The organism is Desulfotruncus alcoholivorax DSM 16058 (assembly GCF_000430885.1).
GTDB lineage: Bacteria > Bacillota > Desulfotomaculia > Desulfotomaculales > Desulfallaceae > Desulfotruncus > Desulfotruncus alcoholivorax.
In genome coordinates, this window is the sequence record NZ_KE387267.1 from 1 (window position 1) to 22,273 (window position 22,273).

22 protein-coding genes and 2 pseudogenes are annotated in these 22,273 nt (G+C 46.7%); 15 read left to right on the forward strand and 9 right to left on the reverse strand.

What is annotated here, in order from left to right:
• A pseudogene (locus tag H569_RS20995) lies at positions 1-610 on the reverse strand (IS3 family transposase); the annotation flags it as partial.
• Between the two features lie 103 nt (positions 611-713).
• Between H569_RS20995 and H569_RS22680 the strand changes: the two are divergent.
• The 6 genes and pseudogenes from H569_RS22680 (at position 714) to H569_RS0118085 (ending at position 3,822) form a co-directional block, all read left to right on the forward strand.
• Positions 714-872 (forward strand): hypothetical protein, encoded by a 159-nt coding sequence (locus tag H569_RS22680; protein WP_157833584.1) that lies wholly within the window; start codon positions 714-716, stop codon positions 870-872.
• 398 nt (positions 873-1,270) lie between these two features.
• Positions 1,271-1,408 carry a hypothetical protein gene (locus H569_RS23510; RefSeq protein WP_309294797.1) on the forward strand — a complete coding sequence of 46 codons (138 nt, stop codon included), beginning with the start codon at positions 1,271-1,273 and terminating at the stop codon, positions 1,406-1,408.
• 27 nt (positions 1,409-1,435) lie between these two features.
• Entirely contained in the window at positions 1,436-2,440 is a 1,005-nt protein-coding gene (locus tag H569_RS0118070; RefSeq protein ID WP_027366123.1) for a type II toxin-antitoxin system antitoxin SocA domain-containing protein, read from the forward strand.
• Positions 2,441-2,550: 110 nt separating this feature from the next.
• Positions 2,551-2,811: pseudogene (locus tag H569_RS21010) on the forward strand (HNH endonuclease); the annotation flags it as partial.
• Positions 2,812-2,878: 67 nt separating this feature from the next.
• A complete protein-coding gene (locus H569_RS21015) occupies positions 2,879-3,622 on the forward strand; it encodes an aldehyde ferredoxin oxidoreductase C-terminal domain-containing protein (RefSeq protein WP_051273754.1) in 744 nt (247 codons plus the stop codon).
• Positions 3,619-3,822, forward strand: coding sequence for a ubiquitin family protein (locus H569_RS0118085; RefSeq protein ID WP_027366124.1), 204 nt, complete (start codon positions 3,619-3,621; stop codon positions 3,820-3,822). The genes H569_RS21015 and H569_RS0118085 overlap by 4 nt, the downstream gene beginning before the upstream one ends.
• A 236-nt stretch (positions 3,823-4,058) precedes the next feature.
• On the opposite strand, the gene H569_RS23770 is transcribed toward H569_RS0118085, so the two are convergent.
• Positions 4,059-4,235, reverse strand: coding sequence for a rubredoxin-like domain-containing protein (locus H569_RS23770; RefSeq protein WP_407638109.1), 177 nt, complete (start codon positions 4,233-4,235; stop codon positions 4,059-4,061).
• A 177-nt stretch (positions 4,236-4,412) separates the two neighbouring features.
• Between H569_RS23770 and H569_RS0118090 the strand changes: the two genes are divergently transcribed.
• The gene (locus tag H569_RS0118090; RefSeq protein WP_027366125.1) at positions 4,413-4,838 is read left to right on the forward strand and encodes an EamA family transporter; all 426 of its coding nucleotides are present in this window, start codon (positions 4,413-4,415) and stop codon (positions 4,836-4,838) included.
• Between the two features lie 482 nt (positions 4,839-5,320).
• Complete coding sequence (locus H569_RS0118095) at positions 5,321-5,500, forward strand: helix-turn-helix domain-containing protein (protein WP_027366126.1); 180 nt, start codon at positions 5,321-5,323, stop codon at positions 5,498-5,500.
• Positions 5,501-5,552: 52 nt separating this feature from the next.
• Here H569_RS0118095 and H569_RS0118100 read toward each other — a convergent pair whose 3' ends face one another.
• From H569_RS0118100 to H569_RS0118110, 3 genes are all read right to left on the reverse strand, one after another.
• Positions 5,553-6,179, reverse strand: coding sequence for a flavodoxin family protein (locus H569_RS0118100; protein ID WP_034631381.1), 627 nt, complete (start codon positions 6,177-6,179; stop codon positions 5,553-5,555).
• Entirely contained in the window at positions 6,161-6,541 is a 381-nt protein-coding gene (locus H569_RS0118105) for a desulfoferrodoxin (protein WP_027366128.1), read from the reverse strand. Before H569_RS0118105 ends, H569_RS0118100 begins: the two co-directional genes overlap by 19 nt.
• A gap of 138 nt (positions 6,542-6,679) precedes the next feature.
• Positions 6,680-7,051 (reverse strand): universal stress protein, encoded by a 372-nt coding sequence (locus tag H569_RS0118110; RefSeq protein ID WP_027366129.1) that lies wholly within the window; start codon positions 7,049-7,051, stop codon positions 6,680-6,682.
• A 494-nt stretch (positions 7,052-7,545) separates the two neighbouring features.
• Here H569_RS0118110 and H569_RS0118120 point away from each other — a divergent pair, with 494 nt between their 5' ends.
• Together H569_RS0118120 and H569_RS0118125 are read left to right on the forward strand one after the other, a co-directional pair.
• Entirely contained in the window at positions 7,546-7,926 is a 381-nt protein-coding gene (locus tag H569_RS0118120) for a PadR family transcriptional regulator (RefSeq protein WP_027366130.1), read from the forward strand.
• A gap of 25 nt (positions 7,927-7,951) precedes the next feature.
• A complete protein-coding gene (locus tag H569_RS0118125) occupies positions 7,952-9,130 on the forward strand; it encodes an MFS transporter (RefSeq protein ID WP_027366131.1) in 1,179 nt (392 codons plus the stop codon).
• Between the two features lie 33 nt (positions 9,131-9,163).
• Here the strand turns inward: H569_RS0118125 and H569_RS0118130 are convergent, their stop codons facing one another.
• Both H569_RS0118130 and H569_RS0118135 read right to left on the reverse strand, forming a co-directional pair.
• On the reverse strand, positions 9,164-10,399 hold the full coding sequence (locus H569_RS0118130; protein ID WP_027366132.1) for an EAL domain-containing protein: 1,236 nt from the start codon (positions 10,397-10,399) through the stop codon (positions 9,164-9,166).
• A gap of 18 nt (positions 10,400-10,417) precedes the next feature.
• On the reverse strand, positions 10,418-11,818 hold the full coding sequence (locus H569_RS0118135; RefSeq protein ID WP_027366133.1) for a methyl-accepting chemotaxis protein: 1,401 nt from the start codon (positions 11,816-11,818) through the stop codon (positions 10,418-10,420).
• Between the two features lie 496 nt (positions 11,819-12,314).
• Here H569_RS0118135 and dnaK point away from each other — a divergent pair, with 496 nt between their 5' ends.
• The 5 genes from dnaK to ytaF all read left to right on the forward strand — a co-directional run bounded on the left by dnaK (position 12,315) and on the right by ytaF (position 18,975).
• Positions 12,315-14,231, forward strand: a complete 1,917-nt coding sequence (gene dnaK / locus H569_RS0118140; RefSeq protein WP_027366134.1) for a molecular chaperone DnaK — start codon at positions 12,315-12,317, stop codon at positions 14,229-14,231.
• A gap of 39 nt (positions 14,232-14,270) precedes the next feature.
• Positions 14,271-15,269, forward strand: a complete 999-nt coding sequence (locus H569_RS0118145) for a DnaJ C-terminal domain-containing protein (RefSeq protein ID WP_027366135.1) — start codon at positions 14,271-14,273, stop codon at positions 15,267-15,269.
• A complete protein-coding gene (locus tag H569_RS0118150; protein WP_027366136.1) occupies positions 15,269-15,565 on the forward strand; it encodes a chaperone modulator CbpM in 297 nt (98 codons plus the stop codon). Before H569_RS0118145 ends, H569_RS0118150 begins: the two co-directional genes overlap by 1 nt.
• A gap of 7 nt (positions 15,566-15,572) precedes the next feature.
• Positions 15,573-18,167, forward strand: coding sequence for an ATP-dependent chaperone ClpB (gene clpB / locus H569_RS0118155; protein ID WP_027366137.1), 2,595 nt, complete (start codon positions 15,573-15,575; stop codon positions 18,165-18,167).
• A 142-nt stretch (positions 18,168-18,309) separates the two neighbouring features.
• Positions 18,310-18,975 (forward strand): sporulation membrane protein YtaF, encoded by a 666-nt coding sequence (gene ytaF / locus H569_RS0118160; RefSeq protein ID WP_027366138.1) that lies wholly within the window; start codon positions 18,310-18,312, stop codon positions 18,973-18,975.
• A gap of 89 nt (positions 18,976-19,064) precedes the next feature.
• On the opposite strand, the gene H569_RS21020 is transcribed toward ytaF, so the two are convergent.
• Positions 19,065-20,219 carry a CapA family protein gene (locus tag H569_RS21020; protein ID WP_081411112.1) on the reverse strand — a complete coding sequence of 385 codons (1,155 nt, stop codon included), beginning with the start codon at positions 20,217-20,219 and terminating at the stop codon, positions 19,065-19,067.
• Between the two features lie 542 nt (positions 20,220-20,761).
• Positions 20,762-22,120, reverse strand: coding sequence for an acetyl-CoA hydrolase/transferase family protein (locus tag H569_RS0118175; protein ID WP_027366140.1), 1,359 nt, complete (start codon positions 22,118-22,120; stop codon positions 20,762-20,764).
• Positions 22,121-22,273: the final 153 nt, after the last annotated feature.

Genomic DNA, 22,273 nt, shown 5'->3' on the forward strand with positions numbered 1-22,273 from the left:
AATATTCCTCCGGTGTAAGGTAGCCATTGGTCTCATGTAATCGCTGTCTGTTATAAAATATCTCAACATATTCAAATACTGCGGCGCGAGCTTGTTCACGAGTTAGAAAACGTTGTTCGCAGAGCCACTCGTACTTCATTTTCCCCCAGAAGGCCTCCATCGGGGCATTATCCCAGCAGTTCCCTTTCCGGGACATGCTGCAAATAAATCCATGCCTCTTAAGGTAATTTTGATAATCGTTTGAGCAATACTGACTACCACGATCGGAATGGATTAACGCCCCCGGGGCTACTTTATACCTTTTACAGGCGCGATCCAGAGCATTAATAACAAGCTCTTTCGTCATTCGCTCGCTCATTGAGAGCCCAACTATTTTTTGGCCACATAGATCCATTACAGCAGCTATATAAAGCCAGCCTTCTTCTGTCCATAGGTAGGTTATATCGCTGACCATTTTAATATTGGGTCTCGTTGCTGTAAACTCCCGGTTTAAAATATTTTCCGCCACTGGTAGGTGGTGCTTTGAATTTGTTGTTGCCTTATACTTTTTAGCCAGCTTAGATCTAATGCCTTCCAGTTTCATTAGCCGCTCTGCTCGCTTGTGGTTAACCGGAGAAACCCCGGGGCTAAATAGCATTGACCTAAACCTGAAAAAATGTTTCTACGAACTCAACCGCTTGAACTGTTACATCAACGGCGTCGAGGACAGCCAGATGCGCATAATCCTGTCGCTCCGGTACATCAACGGCATGACGTGGCAGCAGATCGCGTTTTCTATCGGTGAGCATGATGAGCGGTATCCGCGTCGCAAGCATAACGAGTTTCTGAAGAAGCATCGCTTTAATGAAAAGGAACAGAATATGGCTGTCTGATATTTTAAAGAGTGCTTTCTGGCAAGTGCCGAGAGCACTCTTTAAAAATAAAATGTACTAATTGATGCATAAAACTTTACAAATGGCGTATAATATAGTATCATTGCATTACAAAGAGGTGGTGCAATGAATCCGCATTATAATCAAAACTATACCAAAGAGCAAATTGTCGCTGTTTTGCAGACAATACAGGATGCGTAAGAGAGAGCCGATTTGTTATTTCAAAAAACGAGAATAGACAGGAAAACATCGATTTCATAAACGAATATAACCTCACCAGCAAAAAGCAGAAAGAGATTCTTTTGAAAATTTCGCCGGAGGATTTCTGCCATACGCTGCAAAATACGAATTTGGGATTTGAAAATGAGGTCCTATATGTTTTTTGTCAGCAGGTCATGTTGTTTAATTTTGAAGGCAATGAAGAAATAGTAGATATTTATAGCAAATTTAATATTATCGACCTCGATGGAGGAAAGCGTGTGGTGGTTATATCGTTCCATAAGCGTAACAAGCCGGTTGATTACCTGTTTCGGTAATGGTCGGGAATGAAAGGAGGAAGCTTTATGAATGAGAAAATGACATTCTGTGAGGAATGCAGAAAAGATGTCGACTATTCTGCTGAAAGTGTTACTATGAAAGGAACATTGAAAGGTGAAGAATATGAGTTTATCGGAAAGAAAGCGGTATGTGCCGAATGCGGTGGTGAAGTTTATGCAGCGAAAATTGAGGATGAAAACTTAAAAGCGCTATATGATGCTTATCGCCAAAAGAACGGCATCATTTTGCTTGAAAAAATCTTGGAGATTCCACAAAAGTACAACATTGGAAAACGTCCGCTCTCCTTGCTTTTGGGCTGGGGAGAAATGACGTTTACCCGATATTGTGACGGTGATATGCCGATAAAGCAGTATTCCGATGTGCTGCAGAGAATTTACGAGGAACCGGCTTTTTACCTGTCGCTGCTGGAAGAAAACAAAGGAAACCTGAAATCTCAAACTGCGTATGAAAAGAGTAAACGTGCCACAGTAGAATTGCTTGGCGGACAAAAAACTGCGGCTTCCAAAGTGGATGAGGTTATCGGCTACCTATTGTTCCAGTGCGAAGACATTACGCCGCTGGCATTGCAGAAAGCCCTATATTACATTCAGGGCTTCTACTATGCTTTTATGAACAGTTTCTTGTTTACTGAGGATTGTGAAGCATGGGTGCATGGCCCGGTCTACCGGGAAATATATAATCGCTATTCCAGTTATCGTTTTAACCCGATTGAAAGCAATAATGAGTTTGATGTTTCTGTGTTTACGGGTGCGGAGAAAGCGATCATTGACAGTGTTATTCAGAACCTTTGCTGCTACAGTGGAAAAATACTGGAGCGGTTTACACATTCAGAAATGCCTTGGCTGAAAACGCGTGGCAATCTGCCTGCCGATGCACATTCTAACCGCACAATCAGTAAAGAAGCTATCGGCGAGTATTTCTCTGCTGTAAAGCAAAAGTACAATATGTTAACGCCTAACGACATTGAGAATTATGCTCAGGTTATGTTTAGCAGGTCAATTAAAAGTTGACGAAAATGACGAAAGGTTTCTGCTAAACTGATACCATAGACAATTGCATGAGATAGCCTTCGCGGGACTAACCTGCGGGGGCTTTTCTTATGCCTTTTGGAGGTGAAACTGTGCCAATAAAGTCAAAACGTCCATGCAGCTATCCCGGCTGCCCAAAGCTAACGGACGGCCGATTTTGCGAAGAACACCAAAAAGCAGTGGATGCACATTACAACAAATACGAGCGGGATCCAGCAACACGCAAACGTTATGGCCGAGCCTGGAAACGGATCCGCAACAGATATATTGCCGAACACCCGCTCTGTGAGCAGTGCCGGAAGGAAGGCAGGCTTACATCTGCCGAGGAGGTACGTAAGCGACAAATAATCCCCACCTTGTAAACGAAGTGGGAAATTGGATATTGTTATTTATATAGACGACACGTAATGGGTAAAGTGCTTGACCACGGCAGTAGCTTGTCTAGGGCCAAACTGTCACATTGCCGATTTAGATACTATTGCCAAGATGGATCGTATCTGCGATGATCTCGGTGTGGATACTATTGAAATTGCCAACGCCGTTGCCACGTGTATGGAAACCGGTAAAATTCAGTGGGGTGATGCGGATGCCGCTCTCGCTCTATTAAATGAGATAGATGAGGGCACAGAATTCGGCAACCTTCTTGGGGACGGTTGTGAGGCTGTGGGCAAAAGCCTTGGGTGCAAACGTATCCCGGTGGTAAAACACCAAGCAATATCCGGATATGATCCACGCAACACGAAGGGGACGGGTATCACCTATGCCACGAGCCCGATGGGTGCTGACCATACCGCCGGCCTGACGATGGGCCGTGCTTTCGATGATTGCGGGCGGGCGGCACAAGCATATGTTTCCAATAAGTTGCAAGTTGCCATGGCGTTTGCCGATAGCATGATGTGTATATTCGCCTTTGCCCACGCTGTACCAGGAATACCGCTGCTTGCAGAACTGATGGCGGCCCTGTACGGCGGTGATAGTGACATTTCCCGCGTTGCAACCATAGGAGTCAAAACGCTGTTGACCGAGAGGACATTTAATAAACTGGCCGGCATGACAACCGAAGACGACAGGCTCCCCGGCTTCTTTTACCGGGAGCGCTCTGCCACAACCGGTTCACGGTTCGATATCAACGACTATGAATTAGAGGTGCTTTTCGATTTTTGATGATTACGTTAAACGGGCGAGAAATCAACTTTGAAAAAGGTATGACCGTGGCAGATGCGATAAAGGCGGCCGGAGCATCCGTCGATGCCATGACATTGGTTATAGTGGACGGGAAACTATTACTTTGTGGCCGGTGTTATACGGAACCGCTGGTCGACGGTGCTAACATCAGACTGATGACTATTACCTCAGGAGGGTAAAAGCAAAGAATAACCTTATAACGGAAATTTAAAAACAAATTTACTTAATATCGACTTGCGGGCGATTAAAAAACCGGGGATAGATAATAGATGTCCTGTTTATCTATCCCCGGTTCTCTTGTTTGGGAGACGGTGTTATAATATGCCTGTATGCTGTTTATGCTGCCTCTCGTTAAAATGATGTTTCATGGGGTGATTGGGGTGATTAATAATTTACCGGGCACTAAACATACAAGTTACTTTTTCCCAAGACGAGTGTCTATGCCGCATCCTTCGGGAGTGGGGCAGCAATCCGGTGTATAGCAACTGACGTTTAAAAAAGAACATTTCTGACCGCAAGAGGGACATTTTTCCGGTAACTTTTCAGGTTCAGATTTAAATGTATAACCGCATTGATCACATTTCCATTCCATTTGTAACCGGCCTCCTTGTATGGGGGTTGTTTGTGATATTACTTATTATAATATAAGCTGAAAAACTTACAGCTAATTTAAGTAACTCTTAACAATTTATTAAAGTGTACAAGGCTTCAATTAGTCCTAATCGGTACGGTCAAGAAAATCAAGAAAAATAAATCACTGGAGAAAAAAATGTTTATGTATATTTTCTCAATAGTACTTATCGTAGCATCAAATATATTATACAATATATGTCAAAAGTCGACGCCTGAGAGAGCCAATCCTTTTTGTGCGTTAATGGTTACATACATGACCGCCACGTTCTTTACCTATCTTGCATTCCTGTTTTATAAAGATGATAAAAGATTCTTAGAATCTTTCAAAGATATCAACTGGACAAGTATTATGCTTGGCGTTTCAATTGTTGGTCTTGAGTTGGGGTACTTATTGGCATATAGGGCGGGTTGGAAAATAAGCTTGGGCTCTTTGGTCGCCAATATAGCACTTGCAGTAATACTTATCCCAATTGGGATATTATTTTATCATGAAGGGTTCGGATTTAATAAAATTTTGGGGGCACTATTTTGTATCCTTGGATTAATACTGATAAATAAATAATAAACCAAACAATTGAAAACAGCCAAACCGGGCCTTCTGTCGCCACCGCCGCTTACGGCCCTTTTGACAGTGCCCGGTTTGTGGAACTGGTCGGCGATCAAACATAGCATACCTTGGGAATTATTATGATATTAAGAGATATTCCAGGACAAGTAACATTGGATCTCAGATTGCTGAGCCGTGTTCCGGTGGTTTTAAGAGATGGCGAGTACCGTGTAACCTCCACCTTTTTAATGATAAAATTATTGCGCTGGAAGCGGGTAATACCACCTCGCAGTTATACGAAACAGCTTTTGATATTGGTACTACCAGTGTTGCCGGTTATTTAGTTGATTTAAACAGTCGTTAGGTTTTAACAACCGCTGTTGCGGCCAACAAGCAGAGGGTACATGGCGCCGATGTTATATCGCGGATAAATTATACCATTGAAAATTCCATTGGACTTTAATGGTATTATCAAATAAGATAGGGAGTGTGTAAAAGTGAGTGCTAATGAAATAATTCTAAAAGCCCTAAAAGCTTCCAAAGAACCTTTAAAAGCGGGTGATATTGCGGAAATTACCGGTATCGACAAAAAAGAAGTCGATAAAGCCATTAAAGCCTTAAAGAATGAAGGGAAAATAATTACGCCTAAAAGATGCTATTACTCCATAAGTGAATAGAGTTAAATCAAAAAAACTCGCAGCAACCATTGATATGGGTGCTGCGAGTTTTTTATCCTAATTCCGCCAGCTTCCTGCCATATTCCTTTACTTCTTCCATGGCTTCGGGGTGTTCAAGTATTTCTCCTTTAAGATCAACGTCACTGTAACATAACGTTTTAACCAGTTTTACTTCCATAATCATAAAGAAATATTTTACTACCTGTATTGCTCCATCAAATACACCCGGCAGGTTAGTTCCGGCACAACTAATAAAGATTCCTTCGCGCGCAGGTCTGTTCTCCAAATCAACCGCTTTTCGATCCAGCAGGTATTTAGCGGCCCAGAATTGCTGGGAACGGTCAATCAATGCCTTAGCCTGGGCGTTGATTCCCATTGAAAAAATTGGTGCGGCAACGATCAAACGGTCGGCTGATCGGATTTTATCAAATAGCTGCAGGGCATCATCTTTTATTACGCATTTTCCTGTGGTGTTGCATGCTCCGCAAGCCCGGCAGGGTTCAAAGCGATAATCTGTTAGCTGGATAAATTCTGTATCACAACCCGCCTGCCGGCATTCTGCCAGCGCCGCAGCGGCGAGTTGCGAGGTGTTTCCATTAATGCGGGGGCTGCAGGCCAGGGCCAGGGAAGTAAGTCTGCCTGGTGCCGGTTTTACTCCGGTTACTCCTGAGCGCTCCATAACCCGTGCAGATTACAGAAACCTCTGGCCGAGACGTTTGGTGCATCAACATTGAACCTGGCTTCGGGTTTTTCCCCGGGTTTCAGATATTGCCTGTACACTTTACCGCCATCAATAACTTCAACCCACTCAATGTAGTGTTTTTCTTCCATCGGGTGCTCAACACTGCCTACTTTTACAGTTACAATGTTACCTTCCCTGGTGAGTACCGGAACGTGTTTCTCCTTGGCGGCGTCCACTGTGTTCTCTTTAAATAATACCATCGGTTGGTTGCAGCATACCAAACTTCCTTTGCCCGGGTGCACAACCTCCACAATGTTTCCGCAAACGTTGCATTTGTAAACCTGATTAAGCTCAGTCAATTTAAATCCTCCTTTTTAATCTATTTATATATTGTATTATTTTACTTATATTAGAATATACAGATTAAACTTGTTTTAAGTATATCTTAAATATTTATTAAATAGCGGTATTTTAGACAGCAAGGGTATAGTTATTATCTATTTTACAATTGTTACAGGGATATTTACCCCGCTTAAAACTTTATAACTGACGCTTCCCAGCACCATCCCCTTGATGGTTCCCAAACCGCGCCTTCCCATGATAATCATCTCTATTCCATTCTCCTTGGCATACTTGATAATTGTTTCCGCCGGTTCGCCTTCTAAAATGATTGCTTTTACCCTGGTACTGTTCTTTCCAAAACTTTCCCTTGCATTTTCCAAAATACTGCCGGCGTTACTATCCTTAAAGGGATAAATAACTGACAGAAGAACGGCTTCCATATCAGAAGCCCTTTTTAACAAATCAGCGGCAAAAGTGACGGCTCGCGTTGAATATTCCGAACCGTCGACGGGGATCAGTATCTTCATTAATATTACCTCCTGCATGGGTGGATATTGGGGTTTTTTACTTCATTTTCAGCTCTATCAGGAACTTTTTAAACAACCGGTAAGTCTAAAACTGTAAATGATCAAATAACCCGGGAGGTTGGTGGTATGCTAACTGCTATAGGTATGGTTTTGTTGGGTACTTTTGGAATCCCTTTGATTATGAGAAGGTTTTTCGAGACTGAGCAGTAGTTTTTGATTTAATTATAAGTGAATGAAAATATATTCACAAGATGTGTGATATAATGCTAAGGCTAAATCGTATAATTTTTTGCGACAGCGGGGGCGGTTCTCTGTTGTCGCATTTTTTTTAAAGCGTGTGCTTGGGAAGCTGTGTGGGCTGCATATGGGGCGGGCTGCTTGCACGCAGCTTGTGTCATGTGTTTAGCGCTGCCAAATTATTGACAATCGTAATAAATCGCAGTATACTGTTGTTTACAGTATACTGTTTTAAAAAGATGAAGGGAGCAACTGGTATGGGCAGTTCTAAAAAAGGAAAGAACTATCGTCATCTCCCGGCCTTTTTGTTATTGTTCCTGGCCGAAAAAGACGCGCATGGCGGTGGGTTGCTGACTGCGCTTCAGGAAAGGCTGCCTTCGCCCCAAGTGGATAGCGGCGCGGTTTACCGGGTGCTGCAGGAGTTGGAAAAGGAGGGGGCGGTGGTTTTCCGGTGGGATACTGCGGAGCCTGGACCGGCTAAAAAAATTTATACTATTACGGAGAAAGGATGGGAAACACTGGCTGACTTTGAAGCGGACATAACCATGCGTGTGCGCAATCTCAACTACTTTTTAACTCAGTTCCGCTCTTTAAAAGAAATAAAAGAAAAGAGAATGAAAAAAAAATCTAAAGCCTAGAAAACCAAAGTGGGGAGGATGTCCTATGCGCGAGACCAGATATAGAACGGTGACCCTTGGTGTATTATCCATTGCCCATCTGATCAATGATATGTATAACAATTTTTTACCGCAGCTCTTACCTATCATAGTGGCAACGGCGGGTTTTTCAGTGGCCAAAGCCAGTTCACTGGTATCCGCCTTTACCATTACTTCATCACTGGTGCAGCCTGTATTCGGTTACCTGGTTGACCAGAAAAACCAGCGCTGGCTGGTCTTTGTGGGGACGATGTGGATGGCGCTGATATTGAGTTTGACCGGGTTGACCGTAAATTATTGGTTGTTGCTGGTAATGGCTGCCGCAGCCGGCATCGGTACCGCCGCATTTCACCCCCAGGCCTCGGCTATGGTTTCTTCAGTAAGCGGTGACCGCAAAGGCTTCATCATGTCGGCTTTTGTGGCCTCCGGCAATGTCGGATGGGCGGTGGCGCCGGTGGTTTTGGTTCCCTTGTTTGCCATTTATGGCGCAAAAGGAACCACTGTCATGGTTATCCCGGGAATTGTAGCAGCTCTGTTTTTATATATCTTTGCCCCGCGAAGCGAAAAGAAAGCCGTTCAGAAAAAAAACTTTGGTGAAATAATTTCTTCCATGCGGCCGGCGCTGGGTGAATTAAACAAGTTAATGGTCGTGGTGGCTCTGCGCTCTCTTGTATACACCGGTTTAATCACCATGCTGCCGTTATATTTTAAGTCTGAAAAAACGGACCCCGGCAGGGTAAGCTATCTGTTATTCTTGATGCTTTTTGCCGGTGCGGCCGGTGGGCTGGCAGGGGGATTTATTTCCGACAAATACGGGCGCAAACCCTTGATTGCAGGTTCTTTGGCGCTGGCAACACCTTTCTTTTATGGATTTTTGATTACTCAGGGTGTATTGAGCGATGTGTTTTTGGGTCTGGGGGGAGCTGCCTTGCTGGCATCCTTCTCGGTGACGGTGGTGGCGGCCCAGGAGGCTATTCCGGATAATAAAGCCATGGCGGCAGGGCTAAGCATGGGTTTTGCTATCGGTATGGGTGGCCTGGCTGTAACCCTGGTGGGTAAATTTGCGGATGTCTTCAGCCTTATGGCGGCAGTCCGCTTATTATTATGGCTGCCGCTGCTTGCCGGTATTTTTGCCTTAACGCTAAATCAAAAGGATCAGGCTGGTAAAATATCCCGGGCTTGCTGATCGACTTCTAATAGCAGCTAAAGGTAATCGTTTCTACAAGGGGCTATACCCGTCGATGCATAAAATGTAGTTTTTGCCATCATAACTTTGAAAAAATGTAGATATAGTTATGCATAAGTTACCGGAAGCCAGGGATATGTATGGCTCGGTGGTGTATTTACTCAGGCCGGTATTGGCGAGCAAATAATAATACTCTTTTAAGGAGTGGTCTGTTCCTCTGGGGGCAGGTTTAAAAAAAAATCCCTGGCGTCCGGTTAGTTTATCTTGATTGCAAAAAGTATCGCTAACTTGAATGCCTGCTTCGTTAAGTATATAGATGCATTCCAAGTTGGGTTGACTATTGACCACCTTGTGCAACAGTCTGTCAAATTCGTCAATAGTCAGTTCTGATAATTTGTCACAGAATTTTTTAATAAGCAAATCATAGATCCTGTGTAGTTGTCTCTTGGCATGCAATTGATCGATCATATGGTTTTTAAAATTACGGGAGACTTCGGCAATACGTGTATAGAGTTCAGCTGAACATTCAGTTTTTGATGTCGGTTTGGCAAAGTAAAAACCTTGCAACATATCTACGCCTATTTTCAGTGCCATAATTGTTTCTTCTTCTTTCTCCACCCCTTCTGCCACTACTAACGCGCCTATTTTTTGGGATAAGTTGACCAGGGATTTCAGCACTTCTTGTTTGTAATAGTCTTGATTAATATTCTTGACCAGCGCGCGGTCCGCCTTAATTAAGTCAGGTTTTACAAAAGCAATTCTGTCCAAATTGGAATAGCCGCAGCCGATATCGTCCAGAGCGAATAAAAATCCCAGTTCTTTGTGTGCGTTGATAAACCTCTGCAGCTCACTAACGTTATTAACTTTGGATTCAATGATTTCCAACACAATATTACGCGGGTTGATTCCCGCATGTTTTACCTGGTCCAGCAAATGGCCGGAGCCCACAACTCCCAAGTCAATAATAGAGGTGTCAAAGTTTAAAAATAAAAGCATTTCCTTATTTTGAGAATAAACTTGCCGGAATTTTTCAAGGGCTTTTTTCCGGCATAATCTGTCCAGTTCCAGCGTTAAATTGTGTTCTTCAGCAAGTCTGAATAAAAGGTTGGGCATGATCATCTCGCCTGATGAATGGCAAAATCCTCTGGCTAAAGCTTCCAACCCTACGATAGAACGCATTTTTGTGGAAATTACCGGTTGAAAATATATGTCCACTGATTCTTCTTTAATTATTTGGCATATGTTTATAGCTTTATTATCATTTTGCATATATTAAATACCCGTTGATTAAATTTGAATTTGGCCCAGTTTGACGTCTGCGCCAAGTACCCCAATTATTTGCTCGTTGTTAAATATTGGTACCGATACTGTTAGGCAGGGCTGCCTGGTAATGGCAGAAATGTATACGGGAGAAATAAACCTCTCGCCGGACATGGCCTTTTGCCACCATTCCCTCACCTTGCCGTTGGCCAGGGCAGCCGGCGGCTGAGAAAAAAGGAACTTTCCCTGGTGATCATTGGACCATATAGCTTCTATATCCTGATATTTGTTTTTCAACTCAGATAATGTGGACTTATGTATGTCCGGTTTCATGGCTACGATGCCTGTCAGGGTTGATGTTTCCAGCAGCAGGTTTTTGATATCTTCGACGTGCGATGCCAGCTCGTTGTTCATCGTGTAAGATAGTTGATTTCCCGCTGCAGTTTTTTCCAGTGTCTCAGCTAGATCAGCCATCAATTTTCCGGTCTGCACAACTGATTCCAAATCCTGCAGATGGTATTCCAGAACTTGAGCCGTTTGCTGCAGCCTGGTGTTGATATTGCTAAAGGCCTCCAAGGCAGAGTTGTTAACTTTTTCAATGGATCCAAGACTTTGGGAGAGTATGTGGCCGATATTTTTTACCTGACTGGTTACTATACTGGAAGAATCCAGACTGGTGTTGATGCTTTCCACTACTGAGCCAACGTTTTTCTGCAGTTCTGCCAATATATTGAAAGTTTGCTGCACTGCTGCTGCAGTACGGTCGGAAAGTTTGCCTATTTCCGCTGCCACCACCGAAAAACCACGACCGTGATCTCCTGCCCGGGCTGCTTCGATGGAAGCGTTTAAAGCCAGCAATTTTGTTTGATTGGATATTTCCCCAATGCTTTCAGATATTAGTTTTACCTGCGCTACTGCTGTTTTCATAATTTCTGTTTGGTTTTTCAACAGGCGGCTGCTGCCGGTAATACCCGTAATGGCATTGTTTACCTGTTCCATGGCGCAACTTATATTATTGATGGCTAAAGAGTTTTTTTGGAAATCCTGTTCCATTGCAGCACTTGTTTGGCCAAGTGCTATGGTCATGTTGCGCATTGATTGGAAGGCCTGATTAATATCAGCGGCAGACCGGGCTGCTGTTTCGGTTTGTTCTGAACCTGCCCGCACTTGATGGGCCGTAATCTGTATCTCCCGGGCCAACAATCTGGTTGTATCAATTAGGCAAGATATTGACATACCCAGATTGGAAAATTCACCTGTAAAGGTCTGATCTTTAATGATGGGCAGGCTAACAGAGGACCAGCCTTCAATTGCCTTTTCCAATCTAAATATTTGCTGTTGCTGCTTTTTATTGACCGTCCGTCTGGTTAACCAAAAGCATAAAGCGGCTCCTGTGACAGTCCCGGCCAGAAAGTATATCAGATACATAAAATTCAACTCCCAAGGGGTATCATGTAATAAATTAATAAAATAAAAGAAACTGCTCTCTTTCAGGCAGCTTCTTTGCTTGCGTTGAATATATAATACATCTTTGTATTACATTATTATTTTGCAGATTATAGTCTATAAATTCATTTCTTGTCAATAAAAAAGTCTCGGTATATACTTGCCTTTGTCATTGCGAAGCGCGCGGAGCGAACCACCGGAGCGCCAGTTACGAATCCGTGAGAATTTTTCTGAAAAGCAACACCAGGCATCAAGCCTTCTGGTGGTTCAGTGCCGGCTAGATTAACGCCTGCTGACGGAAATGATAAAAGCATATTATTTTTTTTCTAAAAACAGGTTGACGGCATATAAAATCTGGTATATATTAAAAGTCAGAGATAGTCAAAGTTAAAGTCAAAAATTGCGGCGGTATAATATCATCTGGCCTGATTCAAAATACTGGTAAAATAATTTGTTTTTAAAAAGGAGGTTAAAAATTATGGGTAAAACAATAGGTATAGACCTTGGAACAACCAACTCCGTGGTTGCCGTTATGGAAGGCGGAAAACCTGAGGTAATAGTTAATGCCGAAGGTTCCCGGACCACCCCTTCCGTGGTGGCGTTTAAAGAAGACGGGGAAAGGCTTGTTGGCCAGGTGGCCAGACGGCAGTCGGTATTAAATCCGAACAACACGCTATACTCGGTTAAAAGGTTCATTGGACGCAAATATTCCGAAGTGGCAGGCGAGCGGGAGCTGGTGCCGTATAAGGTAGTGCCGGGCCCCAATGATGCGGTAAGGTTCGAGATCAGGGGTAAACAGTATGCCCCTGAAGAAGTGTCGGCCATGGTGCTGCGCAAGCTTGTGGACGACGCATCCAAATATCTGGGCGAAAAAGTAACCGATGCTGTAATTACGGTTCCGGCATATTTCAATGACGCCCAGCGGCAGGCTACGAAAAACGCCGGTAAAATCGCCGGTCTGAATGTCCTGCGCATTATCAACGAGCCTACTGCGGCAGCGCTGGCTTACGGATTGGATAAGAAAGTAAACCAGACCGTTCTGGTCTTTGACCTGGGCGGCGGCACCTTTGACGTTTCAATTTTGGAAGTCGGCGACGGGGTATTTGAAGTAAAATCGACCAACGGTGATACCCATCTGGGCGGCGACGACTTTGACAAAGCTGTTGTGGACTGGATGGCGGAAGAATTCAAAAAGGATTACGGCATAGACCTGCGCAAAGACAAACAGTCTCTGCAGCGTCTGACCGAGGCGGCTGAAAAAGCCAAGATTGAGTTATCCACCACCTTGGAAACGCAAATCAGCCTGCCCTTTATCACTGCCGATGCAGCTGGCCCGAAGCACCTGGAACTGAAATTGACCCGGGCCAAGTTTGACGATCTGACCCACCAGCTTGTTGAAAGATGCCGTGGCCCGGTTAAAGCGGCCCTGGCTGACGCGAAGCTTTCGGAAAAGGATATCGATGAAGTAATATTGGTCGGCGGGTCGTCCCGGATTCCGGCAGTGCAAAAGCTGGTCCGCGAAATGACCGGCGGCAAGGACCCGCACCAGGGTGTCAACCCTGACGAGGTGGTGGCTATCGGCGCCGCTATTCAGGGCGGGGTTTTAGCCGGTGAAGTAAAAGACGTACTGCTGCTGGACGTTACCCCGCTGTCACTGGGTGTTGAGACCCTGGGCGGCGTGATGTCCAAGATCATCGAGCGCAATACCACCATTCCGGTGCGCCGCAGTCAGGTGTTCACCACCGCTGAAGATAACCAGCCTGCTGTGGATATTCACGTGCTGCAGGGTGAAAGGGAAATGGCCGGGGATAACCGCTCTTTGGGACAGTTTAAACTGGAGGGCATTCCTGCTGCGCCCAGGGGTGTGCCACAAATTGAAGTAACTTTTGATATAGATGCCAACGGCATCTTGAAAGTAAGCGCCCGTGACCAGGCCACGGGCAAAGAGCAGACCATTACCATCAGCGGGTCAACCAGCCTGGATCAAGCGGAAATCGACCGGATGGTACGTGATGCCGAAGCCCATGCTGCTGAAGACAAAAAGCGCCGTGAGGAAGTGGAGGTCCGCAACGAGGCCGATACCCTGCTGTACCAGGTGGAACGGCAAATAAAAGACCTTGGAGACAAGGTTCCCGTCCATGAAAAGGCCCGGATTGAGCAGCTGGTAGAGAATCTGAAGTCTGCGCTCAAAGAAAAGGCTGCCATAGATCGCATTCGCTCATTAAAAGATGATCTGCAGCAAGCAGCTTACTCGCTGTCCCAGGCGGCATACCGGCAGGCACAAGGCGGTGCGGCCGGGGCCGGCTGCGGTGGCGGAACCTGTGGTGGCGGCCCTAAACACCATGGCGGTGACGACGTAATTGACGCTGAATATGAGGAAAGGCCCAATGCCTAATCGCATTGCAGCACCCGGCGCCACTGGGGGTGGTTATCAATGGGCATAAAGTATCAGGATTATTATCAAGTGCTTGGCGTCAGCCGCGACGCTACCGAAAAAGAAATCAAAGCGGCCTATCGCAAACTGGCCCGCAAATGGCATCCGGATTTGCACACCGGCAAAGAGAAGGAAAAGGCGGAAGAAAAGATCAAGCAAATTAATGAAGCTTACGAAGTGCTCAAAGACAAAGAAAAGCGGGCCAAATACGACAGGCTGGGCGCCAACTGGCAGGCGGGACAGGATTTCAGCCCGCCTCCCGATATGGAAGGCTTCAGTTTTTACACCAACTTTGGCGGTGGCGGGGAAAACGCTTTCAGTGACTTCTTTGAAACACTTTTCGGGGGCGGGGCCGGGTTTCGCGGCGCCGCCCGCGCGTCACGGCACGGTCCGGTCCGCGGCAGAGACATTGAAGCGGAATTGGAACTTTCCCTGGAGGAGATTTACCGGGGAGGGGAAAAAAACCTGCAGCTTTCGACCCGCGAGCTTTGTGCCGCCTGCGGCGGAGCCGGGTATGACGATACCGGTTTTTGCAGCGCCTGCGGTGGCACCGGTGAGAAAAACGGCGTTAAAACACTGACGGTGAAGATTCCCCCCGGTGTTGGCGAGGGCAGCCGTATCAGGCTCAAAGGCCAGGGCGGCGAGGGCTTGAACGGGGGCGGCAGGGGCGATTTATATTTAAAAGTGCGGTTATTGCCGCACCCGGTTTTCAAAGTATCCGGACAGGATCTGGAAACCGAAATTACTTTGCGGCCCGAGCAAGCCGTTCTGGGTGACAGCGTTCCTGTCCCCACCCTGAATGGCCCGGTTAACCTGAAGATACCCGCCGGCATCCGGGTGGGTAAGCGCTTGCGCTTGAAAGGCAAGGGTTTGCCGGTCCGGGGCGGCAGGGGCGATGAGTATGTGCGGGTAAAAATCGATCTTCCTGATAACCTGTCGGCAGAAGAGGAAAATCTCTACCGTAAAATAGCCGAACTCAGGAAAGGGGTGCAGGGGTGATGAAAAAATATTATCTGGAACTGTACCGGCATACTTTGACCACGGCAGATGATGAAGCATTGGTCGATTTGGAATCACTGGGAGTGCACCCCGGGATTTTAGAATTGTTGGCCGAGTTCGGCGTTATTGAATTGCGCCAGGGGCGTATCCGGGCCGACCAGGCGGCCAGGGCGGAAAAAATTATGAGATTGCGTCGTAACCTGGGGGTTAACCTGCCGGGTGCGGCCATTATTTTGGAGCTATTGGAGCGTATTGAGGAATTGCAGGATCAAATTGAACATTTAAAGAGGAGGTGAACGCTCAATGGATATAAATCGCTATACGCAAAAATCGAGGGAAGCGCTGGCTGCCGCCCAGCAGCTGGCTGCAGAAAAGCATCACCAGGAAGTTACCGGCAAACATTTGCTGGCTGCGCTGTTAGCCCAGGAGGGGGGCATGGTTCTCCGGTTTGTGGAACACGCCGGGGTTAATCCCGTCGACCTGACCGGTAAGGTTGAAGCTTTATTAAAAAGAATTCCGGTGGTAACCGGTTACGAGGGTTCGTTGCACCTGGGTTCCGGCCTGGCCAGGGTTCTGGCGAGGGCGGAGAAAGAGGCCCGGGAGATGAAAGACGATTATGTGAGCGTTGAGCACCTGCTTTTGGCCTTGCTGGAAGAAGGCGAGCCGGAAACCAGGGAAGCCTTGCGCCGGTCCGGGCTAACCAGGGACGCGTTGCTGAATTCCCTGCGCGCGGTCCGGGGGAACCAGCGGGTAACCGGGGAAAACCCTGAGGATACCTATGAGGCCCTGGAACGATACGGCCGGGACCTGACCAAGCTGGCCGCGGAAGGGAAACTGGACCCCGTTATCGGCAGGGACAATGAAATTCGCCGGGCCATTGAGATACTGTCAAGACGCACCAAAAACAATCCCGTATTAATCGGGGAGCCGGGTGTGGGCAAAACTGCCATTGTGGAAGGCCTGGCCAGGCGCATAGTGGCGGGTGACGTGCCCGAGGGGTTGAAAGATAAGCGGATTACCGGTCTGGACATGGGATCGCTGCTGGCCGGGGCCAAATACCGGGGCGAGTTTGAAGAGCGGCTCAAGGCGGTGCTGAAAGAGGTGCAGCAGTCCCAGGGCAGGATTATCCTGTTCATCGACGAGCTGCATACTGTGGTGGGCGCCGGCAAGGCCGAGGGTGCCGTTGACGCGGGCAACATTTTAAAGCCCATGCTGGCCCGGGGCGAGCTGCGTACCATTGGTGCCACCACGCTGGATGAATACCGCAAGCATGTTGAAAAGGACGCCGCGCTGGAACGGCGGTTCCAGCCGGTAATAGTCAACCCTCCGTCCGTGGAGGACACCATCTCAATTTTGCGTGGCTTAAAGGAACGCTATGAGGTGCACCACGGTGTGCGTATTCAAGACAGCGCGCTGGTTGCCGCTGCAACACTTTCGGACCGGTATATTTCCGACCGCTTCCTGCCCGACAAAGCCATTGACCTGATGGATGAGGCGGCGGCCCGGCTGCGCACTGAAATTGACAGCATGCCGGCGGAGTTGGACCGGATTACCCGCCGCATCATGCAGCTTGAGATTGAAGAAGCAGCGCTGAGCAAGGAAAAGGATGCTGTCTCGCAGGACCGGCTGAATAAAATCAAGAAACAGCTGGCGGAATTGCGCGGCGAGGCCGATGCCATGAAGGCCCAGTGGCAAGTGGAAAAGCAGTCTATTTCCAGGGTGCGCCAGATTAAAAAGGAAATTGAAGAAACCCGCCAGGAGATTGAGCGCGCAGAGCGGGAGTACGATCTCAACAGGCTGGCGGAATTAAGATACGGCCGCCTGAACGACCTGGAACGGCGCCTCAAAGCCGAAGAGGAGCACCTGGAGGGCAAGCAGAAACACGGTATGCTCCTTAAAGAGGAAGTGGATGAGGAAGATGTGGCCAGGGTGGTCAGCCGCTGGACCGGTATCCCGGTGAGCAAATTGATGGAAGGCGAGAAAGAAAAGTTGATCCACCTGGATGATGAATTGCACAAGCGGGTTATCGGGCAAGACGAGGCGGTCAGGGCGGTGGCTGATGCCGTTCTGCGGGCCAGGGCCGGTATCAAAGACCCCAACAGGCCAATCGGCAGTTTTATTTTCCTGGGACCTACCGGAGTTGGCAAGACCGAGCTGGCGCGGGCGCTGGCCCAATCATTGTTCGATAATGAACGCAACATTACCAGGCTGGATATGTCGGAATACATGGAAAAACATGCCGTATCCCGTTTAATCGGTGCCCCTCCGGGCTATGTCGGCTATGAGGAGGGCGGGCAGCTGACAGAGGCGGTGCGGCGCAAGCCATATTCCGTAATCTTGCTGGATGAAATTGAAAAGGCCCACCCGGACGTGTTTAATATTTTACTGCAGCTACTGGACGACGGAAGGCTAACGGATGGTCACGGGCGCACCGTTAACTTCCAGAATACGGTGGTAATTATGACCTCCAACCTCGGCAGCCAGGAAATATTAAAACAGCAGGAGCAGGGCGGGGATTTCGATCAAATGAAGGCCAGCGTGCTGGGCATACTGCGGAAGCACTTCCGGCCCGAATTCCTCAACCGGGTGGATGAAATTGTTGTCTTCCATGCCCTTAACCAGGCCCAGGTGCGGCAAATTGCCGGCCTGCTGCTGGAAAAACTGGCTGGGAGAATCACTGCCGGAACCGGCATAAAATTCAAGTGGAATGACAGTGCCTTAAATTACCTGGCTAACAAGGGGTATGAGCCTGCTTATGGCGCCAGACCCTTAAAACGGCTGATTCAACAGGAAGTTGAAACGGCTGTCAGCCGGATGATCATCAAAGGTGCTATTGCGCCGGGAGATACTTTGATACTCAGTTCTGAGAAAGGTGAACTGCAATTGATTAAAGAATAACAGGGATTGCCACGTAGCCGGGCTCCTCGCAATGCCATGGGCCGGCCGGTATCATTGCAAATACAAAAATTATTTTTACACCAATTGACCCAATCCTCCATATCTTATAAAACAAAGGTTTAATAAGTTGGGGGTTGGGTCATTGTCATTATTAATGATCATTATTTTTGCATTGTCATTAAGTTTGGATGCATTGAGCACAGGAGTGGCGTATGGTATAAAAAATATCAAAGTTCCAATAATTTCTTTGCTGATCATTTGTATGATGTCGGTTATGGCAATTAGTGTTTCCATGACTTTAGGTCATGTTATGACCAATATTTTTTCTATATCTTTTACGCACCACCTGGGTGGGGCAATCTTACTGGTTATTGGCTTATGGATGATATTCCAAAGGTGGCAGGAGTCAAGGTTGGAAAGTAAGACTGGACATAATCAAATAATAATGAAGCAACAAGTTGAACAGAAATTAATACAGATACGTATCAAAGCATTGGGGCTAATTATTTCGATTTTAAGGGAACCATCAGAGGCAGACCTTGATAAATCAGGTCAAATTAGTGCCAGGGAGGCTGTTTTACTGGGTTTCGCTTTGGCGATGGATGCCTTTGGAGCCGGGTTTGCGGTTGCTATGCTGGGCTTTAATCCTGTATTAACCGCACTAATGGTAGGACTTGGCCAGATTATTTTAACCAGTATAGGATTAATGCTGGGCCGTATATTTGTTAACTCCTCTTTGGGCACCAAAATTGCCGCTTCACCGGGGTTTATCTTTATTGCGATGGGCTTATATAAAATGCACAACTAAACGGGATTGCCACGTCGCTTCGCTTCTCGCAATGACATGGACTGAACGATTGTCATTGTGAGTACAGCGCGGCAATCTCAAGCCGGTTATTATCTTGTTGCCGGTTTAAAATTACTGTCCAGGGAAAACAAAAACTTCGGGCTCAATTCGTCAGCAACCTGCTTCAACCTATGGTAATCATCAGCGGTTAGCAGCGGGTCGGCTTTGTTTTCATAATCTTTAATGGCCCGGTCAACTTCCAGTATTCGGTAGTGTTGCTTTCCACTGACCCGGTAGGTATCCACCCAGGTTGGTACCAGTTTTATTACTCCCAGGGTTGTTTGGCCGCTCCCAAGGTCTTTTTCAATTGCCAGGTTAATTAGCAAGCCGCTGTCCGAGTACCTCCAGCGCTGGTTGGAAATGAAATTGCCCAGTGAGTAAATAACAAATTTCTTTTTTTTAATATTTTTACCGGTCACAGTTCTGATTTCCGCAGGCTGCACCACGTGGACATGGTTGCCCAGGACGACATCAACACCGGAATCAAACAAAAAATTAACCAGGTCCTTTTGTTCCTCGCTGGGATAGCGGCTGTATTCGTTGCCGAAATGGACACAGGCGATAATGATGTCCGCTCCCCTGTCTTTTATAGCTTGGAGCTCCTTTAATATCGCCGGGTGATTAACAACATTGACCAGGTAAGGCTTGCCGGCCGGTACTGGAATGCCGTTGGTTATGCTTGTATAGTTGATGATTCCAACCCTGATGCCTTTAATGTTTTTAATCAAAGGTTTGCTTTTTGCATCTGCGCTGCCGTATGTTCCTACATGATCCAATCCAGCGGCCTCAATATTGCCCAGGGTGGCGATAACGCCTCCCGCCCCCTGATCCAAGCTGTGATTGTTGGCAGTGAGAAAAAGGTCAAAGCCGACTTTTTTCATTTCACCGGCCAGATCAGCCGGGCAGTTGAAAACAGGATAACCTGAATAACCGTATTTCGCGCCCGCCAGGCGGGTTTCCAGGTTGGCGATACTGTAATCGGCGTTTTGAATCAATCCCTGCACCGGCGAAAAAATTTGACTGAATTCATATCTGCCTGATTCCGGGTTTTTGACCGATTGAATCACGGGCATATGCATCAGCAAGTCACCCACTGCCACTATATTAATGTTAACCTGGCGTGGTTCAGGCGAGGGTGCTGTTTTAACACCGGTGACATGCCCGGCCGAACATCCGGCCGGTAAAACGGCTGATAACGCCAGCAAGCATAAAATAAATAACCTTTTAATGACAAACCCCTTCTTTATATTGATTTATGTATACAGAAAAATACTTAAAAAACAAAACCCCGGCAGTCCGGGGGGATTGTTTTTTAATTACAACATTTGCATTTTTCCAAATGAGATTCTCCCCATTCGTCCGTTAGTTGTTTTTTACTGACGAAATCGTCACAGGGTCTGCTGTCAGTTTCAATAGATTTATTTGTTTTTTCGCACATTGCGGCCTCAATAGCCTTCCATTGCTTAAAATACAAGCAATCTTTACAGAGCATAATTTCACCCCTGCTCACAAAAAATTAGTGAACCTTTCTAATTATAAACAAAAAAAGAGAAATCCGCCATAGATAAACCAAGGATAATATTACGGATAATATATAGAAAGCCCCGGGATTTAATTCACGGGGCCAATTTTTGTACTTTTGGAAAGAATTGCCTTGCCATATATATGGCAAGGACTATGGATAAAAGTATTTAGACGCGCGCAATAATGGAAATGTAAAAATATTGCCATCAGAATGGGTATATTCCTATGATGCTGCCTGGCTGGCGGTCGGCTTTTTGTTGGATTTGGTCCAAATCTTCATTTTTTCGGCTTCTTTGATCAGTTCCTCCTGGAAGTTCGGGTGAGCCAGTCCGATGAGCGCCTCAGCCCGCTCCCAGGTTGATTTGCATTTCAAGTTGGCGATGCCGTTTTCAGTTACCAGGTACATCACCATGGCGCGGGGTGTGGTAACAATGGTACCCGGACTCAGGGTGGGCTTAATGCGGGAATGCAGTTCGCCGTTTTTATCTTTATAAGTTGATGGCAGGCACAGGAATGCTTTGCCTCCCTTGGAAAGATAAGCTCCTTCCACAAAATCCACCTGTCCGCCGGTGCCGCTGATCTGGCGGCTGCCGGTTGACTCTGACGCCACCTGGCTGAACAGGTCTACTTCGAGAGCGCCGTTAATGGAAATTACTTTATCGTTTTGGGCAATGATATGCGGGTAATTGGTGTAGTCCACAGAATAGGAGGCTACGCTCGGGTTGTTATGGAGAAAGTCGTATAGTTTTTTACTGCCCAGGGCAAAGGTGAACACCATTTTACCTTTGTCGATATTTTTACGTTTTCCGGTAAGCTTGCCCGCCTCCCACATGTCCAGGTAGGCGTCACAAAGCATTTCAGTGTGGGCTCCCAGGTCTTTAAGGTCGGACTGCGCAATAAGTTTGCCCAGCGCATTCGGCATGCCGCCAATACCCAACTGGATGCAGGCCCCGTCTTCCAGTTCATTCATTATTAACATGGCTATTTTTTGGTCAACCTCGGACATCGGTATCTCCGGGATAGGTGGGACATTCCAGTCTGCTTCTACAATCAGGTCAACTTCCGATATATGGACACATTCATTGTTACCGCCAGGCACCCTGGGCATTTTCGGGTTAACTTCAACAATAACTTTTTTAGCGATATCAATTACAGCCCTGGTGAAGGTGTTGGAAAGCCCAAAGTTGAAATAACCGTGTTCGTCCATTGGGGTAACGGTTATCATGGCGACGTCGCACCTGGTATAATTGGTATAACTGGGGCATTCTCTGAAAAGAATGGGCAGGAAGTAGCAAAGCCCGTAATCTTGCACCCGCCTGTCAATTAGCGTAAAGTGTCCGCTGTTATAAATAAAGCTTTCTCTCTGCGGGTCTGACAGCACAATCATTGGCGGTCCATAAACCCTGGCTGCGGAGCGGATGTACACATCTTTTAGTTCCGGCTTGCGTTTGGCCAATGCTTTGTCAAGTTCCACCACCTGGTTGGCAAAAGTTCCATAGTCAACAATGTCTCCAGATTTAATTACTTTAACCGCTTCGTCGGCGGTGCAAAGCTTGGACTTATACTCCTCATTATAGTTCATCGGTATCCTCCCCCAAAACATTATGGAATATAATTAATAGCAAGAACAGTACCATATTCCCGGAGCCGGTATTATCAAGCCTGTCTGAGTTTTTGCCGATATATTTAACTTGTATCTTTTATTTCCGTGTCTTAATTTTGCGTCTAAATAGAC

Excerpts from the sequence above, each read along its gene's own strand:
- H569_RS22680 (WP_157833584.1), top strand. The coding sequence starts at position 714 with ATGCGCATAATCCTGTCGCTCCGGTACATCAACGGCATGACGTGGCAG.
- H569_RS0118070 (WP_027366123.1), top strand. The coding sequence starts at position 1,436 with ATGAATGAGAAAATGACATTCTGTGAGGAATGCAGAAAAGATGTCGAC.
- H569_RS23770 (WP_407638109.1), bottom strand. The coding sequence starts at position 4,235 with ATGGAATGGAAATGTGATCAATGCGGTTATACATTTAAATCTGAACCT.
- H569_RS0118090 (WP_027366125.1), top strand. The coding sequence starts at position 4,413 with ATGTTTATGTATATTTTCTCAATAGTACTTATCGTAGCATCAAATATA.
- H569_RS0118100 (WP_034631381.1), bottom strand. The coding sequence starts at position 6,179 with ATGGAGCGCTCAGGAGTAACCGGAGTAAAACCGGCACCAGGCAGACTT.
- H569_RS0118110 (WP_027366129.1), bottom strand. The coding sequence starts at position 7,051 with ATGAAGATACTGATCCCCGTCGACGGTTCGGAATATTCAACGCGAGCC.
- H569_RS0118120 (WP_027366130.1), top strand. The coding sequence starts at position 7,546 with ATGGGCAGTTCTAAAAAAGGAAAGAACTATCGTCATCTCCCGGCCTTT.
- H569_RS0118125 (WP_027366131.1), top strand. The coding sequence starts at position 7,952 with ATGCGCGAGACCAGATATAGAACGGTGACCCTTGGTGTATTATCCATT.
- H569_RS0118130 (WP_027366132.1), bottom strand. The coding sequence starts at position 10,399 with ATGCAAAATGATAATAAAGCTATAAACATATGCCAAATAATTAAAGAA.
- H569_RS0118135 (WP_027366133.1), bottom strand. The coding sequence starts at position 11,818 with ATGTATCTGATATACTTTCTGGCCGGGACTGTCACAGGAGCCGCTTTA.
- dnaK (WP_027366134.1), top strand. The coding sequence starts at position 12,315 with ATGGGTAAAACAATAGGTATAGACCTTGGAACAACCAACTCCGTGGTT.
- H569_RS0118145 (WP_027366135.1), top strand. The coding sequence starts at position 14,271 with ATGGGCATAAAGTATCAGGATTATTATCAAGTGCTTGGCGTCAGCCGC.
- H569_RS0118150 (WP_027366136.1), top strand. The coding sequence starts at position 15,269 with ATGAAAAAATATTATCTGGAACTGTACCGGCATACTTTGACCACGGCA.
- clpB (WP_027366137.1), top strand. The coding sequence starts at position 15,573 with ATGGATATAAATCGCTATACGCAAAAATCGAGGGAAGCGCTGGCTGCC.
- H569_RS0118175 (WP_027366140.1), bottom strand. The coding sequence starts at position 22,120 with ATGAACTATAATGAGGAGTATAAGTCCAAGCTTTGCACCGCCGACGAA.